The 15256-nt window shown below is 44.0% G+C and carries 11 protein-coding genes and 19 tRNA genes; 4 read left to right on the forward strand and 26 right to left on the reverse strand.

What is annotated here, in order from left to right:
• Nucleotides 1–50: 50 nt before the first annotated feature.
• Entirely contained in the window at nucleotides 51–269 is a 219-nt protein-coding gene (locus HWQ44_RS20630; RefSeq protein WP_292722403.1) for a hypothetical protein, read from the reverse strand.
• Nucleotides 270–580: 311 nt separating this feature from the next.
• Here HWQ44_RS20630 and ispG point away from each other — a divergent pair, with 311 nt between their 5' ends.
• Both ispG and ctpC read left to right on the forward strand, forming a co-directional pair.
• Entirely contained in the window at nucleotides 581–1807 is a 1227-nt protein-coding gene (gene ispG, locus HWQ44_RS20635; RefSeq protein WP_292722405.1) for a (E)-4-hydroxy-3-methylbut-2-enyl-diphosphate synthase, read from the forward strand.
• A gap of 220 nt (nucleotides 1808–2027) precedes the next feature.
• Nucleotides 2028–3311 carry a carboxyl-terminal processing protease CtpC gene (ctpC, locus tag HWQ44_RS20640; protein ID WP_292722407.1) on the forward strand — a complete coding sequence of 428 codons (1284 nt, stop codon included), beginning with the start codon at nucleotides 2028–2030 and terminating at the stop codon, nucleotides 3309–3311.
• A 78-nt stretch (nucleotides 3312–3389) separates the two neighbouring features.
• Here ctpC and HWQ44_RS20645 read toward each other — a convergent pair whose 3' ends face one another.
• From HWQ44_RS20645 to HWQ44_RS20655, 3 genes are all read right to left on the reverse strand, one after another.
• Nucleotides 3390–3575, reverse strand: a complete 186-nt coding sequence (locus HWQ44_RS20645) for a DDE transposase family protein (protein WP_292722409.1) — start codon at nucleotides 3573–3575, stop codon at nucleotides 3390–3392.
• Between the two features lie 134 nt (nucleotides 3576–3709).
• Nucleotides 3710–5437 (reverse strand): succinate dehydrogenase/fumarate reductase flavoprotein subunit, encoded by a 1728-nt coding sequence (locus tag HWQ44_RS20650; RefSeq protein WP_292722411.1) that lies wholly within the window; start codon nucleotides 5435–5437, stop codon nucleotides 3710–3712.
• Nucleotides 5438–5650: 213 nt separating this feature from the next.
• Nucleotides 5651–5968, reverse strand: a complete 318-nt coding sequence (locus HWQ44_RS20655; RefSeq protein ID WP_265276097.1) for a hypothetical protein — start codon at nucleotides 5966–5968, stop codon at nucleotides 5651–5653.
• Nucleotides 5969–6517: 549 nt separating this feature from the next.
• On the opposite strand from HWQ44_RS20655, the gene HWQ44_RS20660 reads away from it, so the two are divergent.
• Nucleotides 6518–7372 (forward strand): hypothetical protein, encoded by an 855-nt coding sequence (locus HWQ44_RS20660; RefSeq protein ID WP_292722414.1) that lies wholly within the window; start codon nucleotides 6518–6520, stop codon nucleotides 7370–7372.
• 57 nt (nucleotides 7373–7429) lie between these two features.
• Here HWQ44_RS20660 and HWQ44_RS20665 read toward each other — a convergent pair whose 3' ends face one another.
• The 4 genes from HWQ44_RS20665 to pds form a co-directional block, all read right to left on the reverse strand.
• A complete protein-coding gene (locus HWQ44_RS20665; protein ID WP_292722417.1) occupies nucleotides 7430–8752 on the reverse strand; it encodes an ABC transporter substrate-binding protein in 1323 nt (440 codons plus the stop codon).
• 193 nt (nucleotides 8753–8945) lie between these two features.
• Nucleotides 8946–9037 (reverse strand) — tRNA-Ser (locus tag HWQ44_RS20670).
• Nucleotides 9038–9163: 126 nt separating this feature from the next.
• The gene (gene crtB / locus HWQ44_RS20675) at nucleotides 9164–10096 is read right to left on the reverse strand and encodes a 15-cis-phytoene synthase CrtB (protein ID WP_292722419.1); all 933 of its coding nucleotides are present in this window, start codon (nucleotides 10094–10096) and stop codon (nucleotides 9164–9166) included.
• Nucleotides 10080–11519 (reverse strand): 15-cis-phytoene desaturase, encoded by a 1440-nt coding sequence (pds, locus tag HWQ44_RS20680; protein WP_292722421.1) that lies wholly within the window; start codon nucleotides 11517–11519, stop codon nucleotides 10080–10082. The genes crtB and pds overlap by 17 nt, the downstream gene beginning before the upstream one ends.
• A gap of 596 nt (nucleotides 11520–12115) precedes the next feature.
• On the opposite strand from pds, the gene nagZ reads away from it, so the two are divergent.
• Complete coding sequence (gene nagZ, locus HWQ44_RS20685) at nucleotides 12116–13204, forward strand: beta-N-acetylhexosaminidase (RefSeq protein ID WP_292722425.1); 1089 nt, start codon at nucleotides 12116–12118, stop codon at nucleotides 13202–13204.
• Nucleotides 13205–13303: 99 nt separating this feature from the next.
• On the opposite strand, the gene HWQ44_RS20690 is transcribed toward nagZ, so the two are convergent.
• From HWQ44_RS20690 to HWQ44_RS20775, 18 genes are all read right to left on the reverse strand, one after another.
• Nucleotides 13304–13374: transfer RNA gene (locus HWQ44_RS20690), tRNA-Lys, on the reverse strand.
• A 159-nt stretch (nucleotides 13375–13533) separates the two neighbouring features.
• Nucleotides 13534–13616: transfer RNA gene (locus HWQ44_RS20695), tRNA-Ser, on the reverse strand.
• 7 nt (nucleotides 13617–13623) lie between these two features.
• Nucleotides 13624–13697, reverse strand: a tRNA-His gene (locus HWQ44_RS20700).
• A gap of 6 nt (nucleotides 13698–13703) precedes the next feature.
• Nucleotides 13704–13777, reverse strand: a tRNA-Ala gene (locus HWQ44_RS20705).
• 88 nt (nucleotides 13778–13865) lie between these two features.
• A tRNA-Met gene (locus tag HWQ44_RS20710) sits at nucleotides 13866–13942 on the reverse strand.
• A 10-nt stretch (nucleotides 13943–13952) separates the two neighbouring features.
• Nucleotides 13953–14027 (reverse strand) — tRNA-Leu (locus HWQ44_RS20715).
• Between the two features lie 3 nt (nucleotides 14028–14030).
• Nucleotides 14031–14104: transfer RNA gene (locus HWQ44_RS20720), tRNA-Leu, on the reverse strand.
• Between the two features lie 3 nt (nucleotides 14105–14107).
• A tRNA-Pro gene (locus HWQ44_RS20725) sits at nucleotides 14108–14180 on the reverse strand.
• Nucleotide 14181: 1 nt separating this feature from the next.
• Nucleotides 14182–14259, reverse strand: a tRNA-Leu gene (locus tag HWQ44_RS20730).
• 6 nt (nucleotides 14260–14265) lie between these two features.
• A tRNA-Leu gene (locus HWQ44_RS20735) sits at nucleotides 14266–14342 on the reverse strand.
• A 5-nt stretch (nucleotides 14343–14347) separates the two neighbouring features.
• Nucleotides 14348–14423: transfer RNA gene (locus tag HWQ44_RS20740), tRNA-Gln, on the reverse strand.
• Nucleotides 14424–14426: 3 nt separating this feature from the next.
• Nucleotides 14427–14499: transfer RNA gene (locus HWQ44_RS20745), tRNA-Gln, on the reverse strand.
• Between the two features lie 126 nt (nucleotides 14500–14625).
• Nucleotides 14626–14700, reverse strand: a tRNA-Asn gene (locus tag HWQ44_RS20750).
• A gap of 6 nt (nucleotides 14701–14706) precedes the next feature.
• Nucleotides 14707–14804: transfer RNA gene (locus HWQ44_RS20755), tRNA-OTHER, on the reverse strand.
• A gap of 81 nt (nucleotides 14805–14885) precedes the next feature.
• Nucleotides 14886–14960, reverse strand: a tRNA-Arg gene (locus HWQ44_RS20760).
• A gap of 4 nt (nucleotides 14961–14964) precedes the next feature.
• Nucleotides 14965–15054, reverse strand: a tRNA-Ser gene (locus tag HWQ44_RS20765).
• 4 nt (nucleotides 15055–15058) lie between these two features.
• Nucleotides 15059–15141 (reverse strand) — tRNA-Tyr (locus HWQ44_RS20770).
• Nucleotides 15142–15148: 7 nt separating this feature from the next.
• A tRNA-Glu gene (locus HWQ44_RS20775) sits at nucleotides 15149–15219 on the reverse strand.
• Nucleotides 15220–15256: the final 37 nt, after the last annotated feature.

Raw genomic sequence — 15256 nt, forward strand, 5'->3', positions numbered from 1 at the left:
ATGAGGAACAAACTCAACTCGAATAAATCTTGCACTCCATAGCAGCTGCATCAATCATCTAACTCCGCCATTAAATCAGCAACAGTTCCACTACGTACTTCCCCTTTAGCATAAGCTTCACGAGCTTCTGCAACAGCCTTTAATAAGTCATCCCGTCGCTGTTGCTTGAGGCGCTTTTGGATAATATCTACAAGAATAGCCTGAGCTTCTGGATCTAATGCTTCTACTGCTTCTATGGCTTTCTGGAATATAGATGTTTTTTCTAGCATGGGAGTTAAAGCATTTAGTGATAAGTCTAATTTAGCTGGTGGTAGGGGCGATCGCTTTACTTAATAGTATATTTGTATTATGAAAACATAAATTTAGCGATCGCACTCAAGCTACTCACTTAAAAATCTTTTTAAGTAATATATCTTTACAAATGAGCAAAATTCTTCAAATGCTCTTAATTTCTTTGCCTGTATTATTTTCCATTTTTTTCTATACTAATCGTCCAAAAAAGCGCTAGCTGTGGCAATCTGGGAAACAGAGATTTATTAAATCTGATATTTGAGCAACAGCAAATTTACCTAATCAGGTTATGCAAACTCTGCCCACAGTAAACACTTCAAGCATCACATCACCTCAAGCCACCTTTGATACAACTATCAAGCGGCGTAAAACCCGCCCTGTAAAGGTGGGAAATGTCACCATTGGCGGCGGCTACCCCGTTGTAGTGCAGTCAATGATTAACGAAGACACCCTTGATATTGATGGTTCCGTGGCTGGTATTCGTCGTCTGCATGAAATTGGCTGCGAAATTGTCCGCGTCACCGTGCCAAGCATGGCTCATGCTAAAGCTTTAGGGGAAATTAAACAAAAATTAATTAAAACTTACCAAGACGTGCCAGTAGTGGCTGATGTCCATCACAATGGGCTGAAAATCGCCGTAGAAGTTGCCAAGCACATAGAGAAAGTACGGATTAATCCGGGTTTGTATGTGTTTGAAAAGCCAAACATCAATCGAACTGAATATACCAAAAGCGAATTTGACGAAATTGGCGATAAAATTCGCGAAACCTTAGAACCTCTGGTAGTTTCTTTGCGCGATCAAGGTAAATCGATGCGAATTGGGGTAAATCACGGTTCTCTTGCTGAGAGGATGCTATTTACTTACGGTGACACCCCCGAAGGAATGGTGGAATCTGCTATAGAATTCATCCGCATCTGTGAATCTTTGGATTTCCGCAACTTGGTAGTTTCCATGAAAGCCTCACGAGTCCCGGTGATGATAGCCGCCTATCGCCTCATCGCCAAACGCATGGATGAACTGGGTATGGACTACCCGCTACATTTAGGCGTTACGGAAGCCGGTGATGGCGAATACGGGCGAATTAAATCCACAGCAGGTATTGCCACGTTACTTGCTGATGGCATTGGCGATACAATCCGCGTCTCACTTACAGAAGCACCAGAAAAAGAAATTCCCGTCTGCTATAGCATTCTCCAAGCTTTGGGATTGCGAAAAACGATGGTGGAATACGTCGCTTGTCCTTCCTGTGGACGCACTTTGTTTAATCTAGAGGAAGTGCTGCACAAAGTCCGGGAAGCCACAAAACACTTAACTGGGCTAGACATTGCAGTTATGGGTTGTATTGTCAATGGCCCAGGAGAAATGGCAGATGCTGACTATGGTTATGTTGGCAAAACACCTGGTTATATTTCTTTGTATCGTGGTCGAGAAGAAATTAAAAAAGTCCCAGAAGATAAAGGTGTAGAGGAATTAATTAACCTCATTAAGGCAGATGAACGCTGGATAGAACCTTAAAGTGGCTATGGGGAAGGGGCAGGGGAAGCAGGGGGAGATAAGGAGAATAACCAATCCCCAATGCCCCATACCCAAAAACTTTGTATCTTTTAACCACCAAGGTCGCCTGATTGTCAAGTATTTTGTTTAAATTAAGAATACATACTCGGTCTGTACAGTGGTAGCCTGTGTTAGATTGAGCATACTGACTATAAATTTTCCCTCTGACGCAGCTGTCATTATGGTGATTACAAAAAGTAGGCTTGTTTTGGGTGCTACGGCAGTGACACTCTCCACGATCGCTGTTACTAGCCTTGGCATTCACTCGCGAGGTCAGGCTTTATTTAAAGCAAGTCCTAAAGAATTAGTAGATGAAGTTTGGCAAATTGTTCAGCGCCAATATGTAGACGGTACTTTTAATCAGGTAGATTGGCAGGCTGTTCGTAAGGAATACTTGAGCAAGTCCTACAGTAATCCGCAGGATGCGTATAAATCCATTCGGGAAATGCTGAAAAAGCTAGAAGACCCCTACACCCGGTTTATGGACCCAGAAGAATTCAAGAATATGCAAGTTGATACCTCTGGAGAATTGACAGGAATTGGGATCACGATTAGTCAGGATGAAAAAACCAAGCAATTGGTTGTAATTGCGCCAATCGAAGATACACCAGCCTTTAAAGCTGGTGTTTTAGCAAAAGATATCATTCTCAAAATTGACGGCAAAGATACTAAGGGGATGGATACTAATCAAGCAGTATCCTTGATTAGAGGTGAAGCGGGATCGCAAGTCAGCTTGACCATTCAGCGCGACGGTCAGACAAAACAGTTTGACATCAAACGGGCGCGAATTGAAATCCATCCAGTTAAGTTTTCTGAAAAGAAAACCCCAGCCGGAAATCTTGGTTACATCCGCTTGAACCAGTTCAGCGCCAATGCTGGTAAAGAAATGCAAACCGCTATCAAAGATTTAGAAAGCAAAAAGGTAGCTGGATATATTCTCGATCTGCGTGGTAATCCAGGCGGCTTACTCTTTTCCAGCGTGGATATTGCCCAGATGTGGATAGATAAAGGTAAGATTGTGTCTACCGTTGAACGCCAAGGAGAGGCAGAAAAGGAAGAGGCAAACGGACGAGCCTTGACCACTAAACCATTGGTGGTGCTGGTAGATAAAGGTTCAGCTAGTGCCAGTGAGATCCTTTCAGGGGCTTTGCAGGATAATAAGCGTGCTACTTTGGTCGGGACTCAAACCTTTGGTAAGGGACTAGTGCAATCGGTGCGTCCCCTAGAAGATGGTTCAGGATTAGCGGTGACAATTGCTCATTACTATACCCCCAATGGTACAGATATCAATCACAAAGGCATTTCGCCAGATGTGAAGGTGGATTTGACCAAAAAGCAGATGGAGGAATTGTGGCTCCATGAACGTGACAAACTTGCTACTCTAGCAGATCCCCAATTCGCTAAAGCGGTGGAAGTGATAGGTAAAAAAATTGCTGCTAAGGGTACACCGACAGCAGAAAAATGAAGAGTTAGGAATAAAGTTAGGAGTGAATAGTGAGGGATTAGGAATAAAGACCGTCACTGTCAACTTTTAACTCCTAACTTAAACTGGTTGGCACTTTCCAGCCCTAATAAGTCCAACCCGGCGAGCGATCGCTTCTTCTTGCGAACTAAAAGGCCCCCACTGTTCTATAATTTCTAGATTATCGTCGCCAATTTGGTCGCTGGGGATAATTTCACAGTTTCCAGCAGAGCGCTTGACAATATACCAAGTTGGTGATTCGTTCATAATTTTAAATAAAATCTTGTTTTTATAGTCAGAATTTTACGGTATACAGAAAATATCTTCGCAATTACTATTATTAATCGAGGTGGACAAAATTTTTGTAATCACCTCGATTTCTCGCATAAATTTACTTTGAACTAATACTTCCGCTCTTTTGGCTCAAACATAGTAATCGCCACAGGTCGATATTGAATCTCAATTCCTGCTGGTGAATAGTAAGCCATTGTGTGTTTGAGAAAGTTAGCATCATCTCGCTGGGAATAATCTTCGCGGAAATGAGCGCCACGACTTTCTTGGCGATTCAGCGCTGATGCCAAAATAGTCTGTCCTACTACCATCAAACTTCGCAATTCTAAAGCTTCTACGAGTTCCGTATTCCAGCAACTACCTTTGTCATCTAAATAAATTTGAGGGTATTTTTGTTGTATTTCTTCTAATTTCTGCAAACCTTCAGTCATTAATGCCTCAGTGCGGAAAACACCGCAGTACTCAGTCATACAATCCTGAAAAGCTTCACGGACTTGGTTAATCCGGTACTGTCCTGGTTGTTCTAGCAAAGCTTGAATTTGTTGCTGGGCTTCTGTTACATACCGTTGCTCATCTACAGAGGGTAACTTACGTTTTTGCACAAATTTGGCGATCGCAGCTCCAGTTCTCTTACCATAAACTACACATTCTAGTAGTGAATTACTCCCCAAGCGATTGGCACCATGTACGGAAACACAAGATGTTTCACCCGCAGCAAAGAAAGCATCAACAAAACCATCGCCACTACTACGAACTTGACCATCGGTATTAACTGGTATACCACCCATACAATAGTGAATTGTTGGGCGGACTGGCATCGGTTGAGTTACCGCGTCAACACCTACTAGGCGATGGGCTTCTTCCCAACAGAAGGGAACGCGACTCATAATTTTTTCTTTGCCCAGATGGCGTAGATCCAGATAGACAAAGGGGCCACCAGCACTGCCATCGAGATGAATACCACGTCCAGCGCGAATTTCGTAAGCGATCGCTCGTGAGGTAATATCGCGAGGAGCTAGTTCCATGCGACTGGGTGCATAGTTAGCCATAAAGCGATCGCCTTCAGAGTTTATGAGATACGCCCCTTCACCCCGTACCGCTTCTGAAATCAGTACCCCTACCGGATATAAACCAGTGGGATGAAATTGGACAAATTCCATATCTTCCAGGGGCAAACCTGCGATCGCAGTCATTGCCAAACCATCACCCGAAGAAGCGTAATCATTAGAGGTGGTATTATAAACGCGACCATAACCCCCTGTGGCAAACATCACTGCCTTGGCTCGCACCACCTCGATATGTCCATCCAAAAGATGAAACATTACCACACCCTTCGCCTCATTTTCTTCTAAAATGAGACGCATCACGTACCACTCTTCATAAACTTGCACCCCATAACGCCGCAAATTGTTAACCAATTCGTGCAAAATCGCATGGCCGGTTTTGTCAGCCGCGTAACAAGTGCGGTTGTGGGAATGTCCACCAAAAGCTCGTTGGGCAATGCGCCCATCAGGTAAGCGAGAGAACAAGACGCCCATGTGTTCCAAGTCAATCACCACACCTGGTGCTTCTTGGGTGAGAATTGCTACAGCATCTTGGTCTGCCAAGTAATCAGAACCCTTGACAGTATCAAAAGCATGTGCTTCCCAACTATCTTCGGAATCAACATTTTTCAGCGATGCAGCCATACCACCTTGAGCCGCAACCGAATGAGAACGAATTGGATGGGTTTTGGCAACCACAGCAATATTTAAACTAGGGTCAGTGCGGGCAATTTCTACAGCAGCGCGACATCCCGCCAATCCACCTCCGACAATAATCACATCGTGTTCCAGCATAATTAGCCCTCTGATTGCAAACCACTGCTGTTCTATTGTAGAGACGTGATTAATCAGCTAGTGGGTTGTAACAGTAGCATCTCTACAAAAAAATTCCCTGCCTCTAGACAGGGACTTATAATAAATTTTGAAATTAGGAGTGAAAAGTTAAAAACAAAGAGTTATGGCACTGATGGAGTGACTCATAACCCATAACTCATAACTCCTAACTCTTTAGCTAGTTGCTTGTACAGGTTGTTGCTGAGACACATTACCTGGTATGGGTTCCATTTTGGTTCCTGGCCCTACAGGACTGACTTCAATATGATTTAACAAGGTAGTGACAAACGCAAACAACAAGAAAGGTAGCGATAGCAGAACAACGAGACCCGCTGTTGCTAAAGCGTACACAGGTCGCTTGGCACCCATCAACGCCAAGGCTGATGCCAAACTTAGGGTAATTGTAATTAACCAAACAATTATCTGACCGTAGATATCACCGAAAGTTAGGGTACAGACAAACCGATACTTTTGAATATTATTTCCGCTCATCACATTTGCCTCAAGTCTCTCCTAATAGGTTCTACGTTAGAACCATGTTTGCCTTGTAGACAATTTCTAAATATTTTTGCAAGCTTTGTAATATCACTTCATAATTAAGACACTTTTGAGGGCAAGGCAGCTATCCTGGAGCAAAACCTCTTCCCTTCATGAGAGAGGTCATAATCCCGATTGCCTCCTGAGGTCATAATCCCGATTGCCTCCTCAACAAATAGTCTCTTTACATAAAGCCAAGATAATTTTTGTCATCTGTCAAATTCAGGATATTCACAATATATAAGAATCCTATTTTATTTGTGAAAATTGCAACCCACATAATCCCCAACTTCTTAAAGAAGTTGAGGATCTTGCTTCTCACAAATGATTCAAAATTACTATAGTATTTAATTTTTTGCTAGTAAATATTAACTAGAGAAATCAAGTCAAGTCAAAATGTAAAAACCGATTTTTTGGTGTTAAATTTTGAGTATTGCCCGAATTTGTTGACTTAAATCAACAAAAACCTTTATTTTTCGTGGCAACATTGTTTTAGGAGTGAATGTGAATACTATTTTTCTTCGTAAAAGTGTTTTTTGGTTGCCAAGTATAGCTGCTCTTGCAGTTCTGAGTAGTGGCTTGTCTGCAAGTGCCCAGACAGTAGACAAGGTGAGCAGTCAGCCATTAACCGACCCTTCCGCAACCGTAGCGTCTGCCAACGAGTTTAGTCCAGAACTAGACACTGCAAGCCAAAATTTCTCTACAGAAACAACTGAAACATTTACAGTAACAAATTTAACTAAGGTACAGCAGTTACCCAACACTGCAATACAGGAAAATGCCAGTGTAACACCCATACCCATTCCAGGTACAGTGGCAACCTCATCTGCGACGCTCACTTCGGAGTTTGTACAACCAACTTCTCAAACTACTTCACAACCTACTTCTCAACCATCTGCTCCCAGAGTGGCGCAATCAGATATTGATTTAGGTAGAACTACCCGTGGCGGTAGCAGCTATGTTGGCGTCGCTGCTAACATTGGTTTGAGTGGTGGAGACTCATCCTTGGGTGACGGTAACTTCGCAGTAGTCAGCAAAATCGGACTGACAAATTCTATATCAGTGCGACCATCAGCCGTATTTGGGGACAACACCACAGTTTTAGTTCCTATCACCTACGATTTTACTTTCAAGTCAGCAGATGCTTTTAGTGAGCCTTTGCCCATCGCACCTTACGTCGGAGTCGGTGCAGCTTACAAAACTGGTGATGATTCTAAATTTGCCTTTTTGGCATCTGCTGGCGTTGATGTGCCTTTAACTCCTCAATTTACGGCAACAGCTGCTATAAATGCGGGATTTTTCGATCAAACTGATATCGGCTTGTTGTTAGGAGTTGGTTACAACTTCAGTGGGCTTTAAAAGTTAGAAGTTAGGGAGTTATTAATTTAATCTTAATAACTCCTAATTCTTAACTTTCTATTTGGGAGTAACTTTGTCAATTACCTTGATTTGCCCATCGTCTCCTACCGTCCAGACATCGTAAACACCAACGACATCGCCGTTAGCATCAACATCTACGTTGCCACTGGCTCCTTGGTAGTTAATCTTCTTACCATCTTTAAGTAACTTCAGCCCCTCGCAGACATCAGTAACTTCTGTCCCAGGCCCATCAGCAACTTCACGGATTTTGCTGGCTATGCCAACGCCTGTGTTTTCTTTAGCAGCTTGCGCCGCCAATGTCAATAAAGCAGCGGCATCCCAAGCTTGAGGAGCGTATTCCCCTGGTGCACCACCCTTTTTATCCTTCCACAGCTTGTTGAAAGCTTCTAGTGCTTTACCATCGGAACCAGGTACTGTACCGATCGCTCCACTTAAAATATATTTACCATCACTACCTTTGCCAACTTGTTCTGGAAAAGTAGGTGATTTCACCCCATCTGTAAGCAAAATCTGTACTCCCTTGGCTACACCTTGCTGATAGGCGGCTTTCAGGAAAAGACTGCCAGTTTCCGCGTAGAGTACAGCCAGAACTGCATCTGGCTTACCAGCAAAAGCAGCAGCCGCTTCTGTATCAAATGTCTGAGCTTTCGGGTCATAGCGGACAGGCTTATCTTTATTAACGATGGTTCCACCCAATTTTTCAAAGGTTTGCACAAATGCTTTTTCAAAGCCAACGCCATAATCGTTATTAATTACGACTGTTGAAACTCGCTTGAAACCTTTTTTTCTGGCAAGTTGGGCTAAGGCTAATGCTTGATAAGTATCTGGGGGAGCTGTACGCGCCCAAAAGCCTTTGAAATCGCCTTTTTGAGCCTTTTCAGTAAAGACTGGACTGGTACTACCAGGGGAAACCAGCATAACTTTATTCGGCGTAGCAATGGAGACTGCTGCACTAGAAACACTACTGGCAAAGGAACCAACTACACCTGCGACTTTATCTAAAGTTGCTAGTTTGGTCATACCGGCAGCACCCGCTTTGGGGTCGGTTTGGTCGTCTACTTGCACCAAGGTCACTGGTTCGCCATTTACCCCATCGCAAGCGTTGACCGTATCAACTAGTAAAGGGACGGAACCTAGCATCTGCTGTCCTACAGAAGCCAAGTCGCCTGTTGTGGGTAGCAGGGAACCAATTTTTAGCCCTTTAGCAGTGCTTGTCGTAGTTGAGTTTGCTGCTGGGGTAGCGGTACTTCCGTTGGTAGCTGTCCCATTGGGGGTACTAGTATCAGCACAAGCCCCAACTAGGAACCCAGTTGCTATGGTGGCTATACTGAAAGCTAAGGCGGCGCTAATTTTTCTCATAAATTACTTTCACTCCTCAGATATTTAGGAGCCTAAAAATAAGATTTAAACTAGATTTGTCAGTTCGCTAAATCTTAATCAAGACTCCAAAGGATAAATCATATCATCCATCTTTGGGAGTAGAAGTATTTTCGCCGACATTAGTATTTATTTTTGTACACAGAATATACTCCGTGTATCAAAGACTGGAAAACGGAGAGGGAGGGATTCGAACCCTCGGTACGGAGTTGCCTGCCGTACAACAGATTAGCAATCTGCCGCTTTCGACCACTCAGCCACCTCTCCTGACTCACGAATATTAATGTTAGCAGATTTGTTAGGGATAGTCAATAGTCATTTGTAATTGGGCATTAGTCATTAGTCATTAGTCATTGGTTATTTACAAAACACTAAAGACTAATGACTAATTTTTTAAAGAACTTGCGATCGCATCCAAGCCACGGGTAAAGAGCGTAACTTTTGCCACTGGGGCACATAGGCGCGTCGAGTGAAGGCATTATAATCGTTACGTTCAATTACGCTTAAAATTCCACTGTAATGCATCAGAGCCGCCCACACAGGCCAACGACCATCAGAAGATAAGTAGGAAATTCCTTTTTCTGCTTTCCGATAAAATTGTCGGGCTCGATCAATTTGAAAGCGCATCAAAGAACGCCAGCGTTCATCTACTACACCCTCGAACAATTCTTGTTCGGTGTAGTTGAATCTTGCCAAATCTTCTAGAGGAATATAGATCCTTCCTCTTCGGGCATCCTCGCCCACATCACGCAAGATGTTGGTGAGTTGCTTGGCAATTCCTAAGGCAATTTCCTCTTCGATGGGAATATATAACTGTTGTTCACAGTTCCACGGAGCTATATTTCTGGTAGTATCCAATCCCATGACTGCTGTTGACATCAAGCCGACAGTGCCAGCAACACGGTAACAGTAGAGGTATAACTCCTCGAAGGTTTCATAACGACTGCGATATAAGTCCATGCGCTGACCGGCAATCATGTCCCGAAAGGGCTGAATGTCCATCGGGAAACGTTGAATGGTATCTACCAAAGCTACATCGAAGTTATCCAATGGGTGTCCAGCAAACATCGATTCGAGCTGCTGCTCCCATAGGTCTAGGGTTTCTGGCGTGGTGATAGCAGATGCGGGCCCATCCACCAGTTCATCTAAACGGCGACACCAAGCATAAATTGCCCAAATAGCAGGACGTTTTTCTTTGCTCAGGAGCAAAGTACTGAGGTAAAAAGTCGTGGAATACTTGGCTATGAGGTGACGACAAAGTTCGTAGGACTCGTCCAGAGAGACCAGCGTTTTCATGCGCGGTGGGGATTCAGGCAGTTGCAGCATTCGTTGCGGGCGGTCGGGTGAGCGTTTGCAGGTTTGAGGAATTTGCTACCGGGAGGGCCTCAGAAATCGCCTGCGCTGTCAGCTTACCAGAAAGTACGGCACCTTCCATACTGGCTAAGTAGCGTTGCATGGTGTAATCCCCGCTGAGATAGAAGTTAGCAATGGGGGTTGTTTGCGAAGGACGGTACTGTTGACGACCAGGGGTCGCTTTGTAAACTGAACGGGGCGTTTTCACCACATGAGATTTCAGCAATGTTGCTGGATTGTCTCCCCCAAAGTGGTTGGGGAAGAGTTTTTCTAACTCGGCGATAGTTGCAGCCACAATCTCCTCATCGGATTTGGCAATCCAATCTTTTGCCGGGGCTAGAACTAATTCCAGCATCGAGCGATCAGGGTTGGCGTATTCACGGCAGGTATTGCTCATATCAGCATAAACGCTTAGGAGGGGCGATCGCGAGAATAGCAAGTGATCAATTTGCGTAAGTTTACGATCAAACCACAAATGCACGTTAATCACAGGCACGCCTTCCAAGCCTTCTAGCTTTTGGAAAAACTCCATTTCTTTCCAAGATGCTGGCAAAATCACCTTCAGAGGGTCAACCGGCATGGCAGACACATACAAATCCGCTGTGAAAACTTCATCCTCTTCGCCATTCAATCCCCGAATTAAATATCCTTTCACGCTACCATCGGCGTTTAGCAAAATCTCTTTTAAAGGGGCATTCAAGCGGACTTCTCCACCGCGTTCGGTGATGTAATCTACTATCGGCTGACACAATCGTTCTGTAGGCGAACCATCCAGAAAGGCCATTTTCGAGCCATTTTTTTCCTGGAGGAAACGATTGAGGGCAGTTAAAAGAATGGTTGCCGAAATTTCATCTGGGTCGATGAAGTTCAGCGACTTGGCCATGGCAATAAAAACTTCTTTATTGACCCGTTCTGGAATATTGTGTTTACGCAGCCAATCTGTCCAAGAATATTTGTCCATTTCTTCAACGTACTTTTGCCCCTGAATCATGACCGGCAATAATCCGATGCCAAAGCGGATTTTTTCTGGCCATGTCAGCATGTCGTTGTTTCGCAGAATTGCCACTATACCATTAATTGGTGCCGGCAAATCTGGGAAATCAAAGCGGCTGTAAGTACCTGGTGCATTTGGTTGGTTGAAGATCATTGTGTGTTCTTTCCACTGCAACCGATCTTCAATGTCCAGTTCTTTGAATAACTGCAACATATTGGGATATGCGCCAAAAAAGATGTGCAGACCTGTTTCGTACCAGTCTCCATCAGCATCTTTCCATGCAGCCACTTTACCGCCCAGAACGTCTCGACGTTCCAAGACAATGGGTGTGTGACCTGCGTCCGTAAGATATTTCGCGCAGGAAAGTCCTGCTAGTCCCGCTCCCGCGATCGCTACTCGCATGTAACCCTACTGCTCTTCAATATTTCTTAACCGTTTTATCGTTTTCATTATACGTTGCAATCCGTTACATTTGGCATTTATTGTGCGATCGCTTTCCCAAAAAACTTTTGCCCAAGGGAATTTTACCTACGCGCACCTACCTAAGCAAATTGCCAATAAAATTATTGGCAATGGATTTGCGACGAGTATTTAATCTATATTTACATGATTTATATGCAGAATATTTAGGGAAACAAAAGTATTTCCTTTGATTGGAAATAAAGTAATCGTAAATGATATCTTAAAGTAGTTGATTTATTTGTTAATTCGTGTATTTGCTCTCTGGAAATATCTAGGGCATTGCTTAAAAACTGCTAGTTGATTTCCGGTATATAATAGCAATCCTAAACATGTTACGAACAAAATAGAACCCCGACTTCTTCAAAAAATCGGGGTTCTGAGCCTCTTGGTGGAAAGCAAATCAAATAAGATTGCTATAATTCCCTTAAGTAAATACATATAATATAATGTAAAAATCGAGACTAATTATATTTCTATTTAAGTCTTCTAGGTTGAACAACCCAGTTGTTTACCGCACAAATTATAGGTAAAAGATTATGAGTGGATCGCAGGAGCTAAGGCGCTTTGGACATCACCTGATTCTAGGTATTTCTGGCACTACATTAAGCGATGATGATAAACGGGCACTCAATGAATTAAAACCGATTGGGGTAATATTTTTCGCTAAGAACTTTCGGGATGGCACTCCTTATCAAGTTTGGCTGGAAAGCTTCAAGGATTTGAACAACCAGATCCGAGAATATACTGAACGTGATTCCATGTTCATGACTCTGGATCATGAAGGAGGTCGTGTAATTCGTACACCACTACCAATTACCCGCTTTCCTCATGCCTTGTTGCTGCGATCGCACGCTTATGAAGTAGCAAAAGCCACAGCGGTAGAACTAAAATCACTGGGTATTAACTTATCTTGGGCACCTATCGCCGATATTTTTTCCCATCCCGACAACCCGGTGATTGGGCCTCGCGCCTTTGGTAACACTCCCGAAACTGCTACTCAAGGTGCGCGTGATTACTACCTTGGACTTCGAGATTCAGGAATGTTGGGATGCGCCAAACACTTCCCCGGACATGGAGACACCAGTAAGGACTCTCACATTGAACTACCAATACTGAATTTAACTCTAGAAGACCTGCGACTTCGAGAACTTATACCTTTCAAAGCCTTAATCGAAGTCCAGATTCCTTTGATTATGACTGTCCATATCTTATTTCCCAGAATAGATGCTGATGTGCCAGCAACCCTTTCCCAGGCTATCCTCAAAACCATACTTAGAGAGGAACTTGGCTTTGAGGGAGTAGTTGTATCTGACGATTTGGATATGAAAGCGATCTCAGATATGTTTATGAAAGCTGGTACTGTAGCGCGGTCATTTAATGCAGGCTGCGATTTGTTTATTGTGTCGCGTAATATTAATTCATCATCTATTGAAAGAACTTATCGGATTGCTGAAGATTTTGCTGATTCGCTCAGTAACGGTAGCTTAGATGAAGTAGTGGTAGAAGCAGCCAGAGAAAGAATTGAGAAACTACTAGCAGTAACACCGCAATATCCCATACATACTTTGGATAAAGACGTATTATTGCAACATGCTCAACTAGCGATCGCTAGTTCGTATTCATAATAACGTGCATTCCAGTTGCATATTAGCAATTGCCAAAAGGCTAACTAAGATTGCATTTCTTAATTTTGAATTTTAAATTTTAAATTTTTAATTGTTTAGTGGGTGGTATAGAGGTCGAACCTATTTCTGCGGGTTAAAAGCCCGCTGCACAGCCGGTATGCCAACCACCCTAGTTAATTTGAAAAAGAAATGAGTAAGTGCGATCGTATACTTATATCGCAAACGTTTTTAACACCAACACTCGATATCAATCCACCAGGGAGGTACTGCCCCTCCTATTTCTGTGTTATCAGCACAGCGCCTCGCTTTTCGGCTTCAGGTGGAAAAAGAGGAAGATGGAGGAATCGAACCCCTACAGTTGCCCATACCCTGGTTTTCAAGACCAGTTGCCGTCCATTCAGCAGCATCTTCCATTGAGGGGTATCTGACGGGGCTTGAACCCGCTATGACTGGTTCCACAAACCAGCGCCTCGACCACTTTGGCTTCAGATACCAAAAGTGGATACTGGTCGGATTTGAACCGACATCTTTCTGCTTGCAAGGCAGACGCTTTCCCAGTTAAGCTACAGACCCATTAAACAAATTCGCAATAGGAATTGAACCTGCAACCTACTGATTACAAGTCAGTTGCTCTGCCAATTGAGCTACACCAGCACTGTTTTGGTGACGGGGGCAGGAGTTGAACCTACCGATGTTCAGGTTATGAGCCTAACGAGCCACCGTTGCTCTATCCCCGCATATTCACCAATACCCCTGACTGGATTTGAACCTGCAAAAAACTAGATCCTCGGTCTAGTGCGTCTTCCGTTTCGCCACGAGAGCTTAGTACCCCTGACAGGATTTGAACCTGCAAAATCTGGACTCTGATTCCAGCACGTATGCCAGTTCCGTCACAGGGGTATATCGGGATGGCAGGATTTGAACCTGCGACTCCATGCTCCCAAAGCATGGCTTCTGGCCGCTGAATTACATCCCGTTGGTACTCCTGGTGGGAGTCGAACCCACAACCAAACAGATTTTAAGTCTGCCACCTCTTCCAATTGGGCTACAGGAGCAAATTTTGGTACTCTTGGTGGGAATCGAACCCACAACATACCGTTTTTGAGACGGCAGCCTCTTCCAGTTGGGCTACAAGAGCAAGTTTGGCAGCCCCACCAGGACTCGAACCTGGAATCTTCGCCTTCAAAGGGCGCTATGTTGCCAATTACACCACAGGGCTTTATTGCCAGGGCAGGGTTTGAACCTGCAACCTCATCGTTCAGAGCGATGCGACTTACCAATTCGTCCACCCGGCATTAAACAATTCGTAATTCGTAGTTCGTAATTATGTTTTGTGACGAGGATTTAAATCCCGGCTAATATAAAAGCCGTTTATTTTATAAAAACGTGGGTATCAACCCTATTTAATTACGAATTATGAATGGCTGCCTCAGTAGGACTCGAACCTACAACCGCGCGGTTAACAGCCGCTTGCTCTACCATTGAGCTATGAGGCAACGAAGCCCCCCAGGTCGGAATCGAACCGACGACCTCCTGTTCTTGTCTTTCAGACACGCTTCGCGAACAGACAGGCGCTAACTACCAACTGAGCTACCGGGGGATAAGAAGGAGAGATGGGTTTTACCCAGTGGACTGGTTTAATTCAACTCGAATTAGCCACTCCATCATCTCTCCCATGTAACGAGAGTGGAGGGATTTGAACCCTCACGTCTTCAGTTTCGTAGACTGAGATGTTATCCAGTTACACCACACTCTCAAAACGGAGAGAACAGGATTTGAACCTGCGACGGGTATTAGCTACCCGCTTCCTCTTAGCAGGAGGACGCTTTTAGCCACTCAGCCACCTCTCCAAAGTGGGTCGAGCAGGATTTGAACCTGCGCGCAAAAAAGAACAGTTTTACAGACTGTCGCCTTCAACCAGACTCGGCCACCGACCCATAATCATTCCCTCGACGAGAATTGAACTCGCATCTGTGCTTTGAAAGAGCACTGACTTAACCATTCGTCCACGAGGGCATAATTGACCGAATTTTAGATTTTGGATTAAATTTA

Origin of the sequence: Nostoc sp. JL34 (genome assembly GCF_017114945.1) — a bacterium.
In the GTDB taxonomy this organism is placed as follows: domain Bacteria; phylum Cyanobacteriota; class Cyanobacteriia; order Cyanobacteriales; family Nostocaceae; genus Nostoc.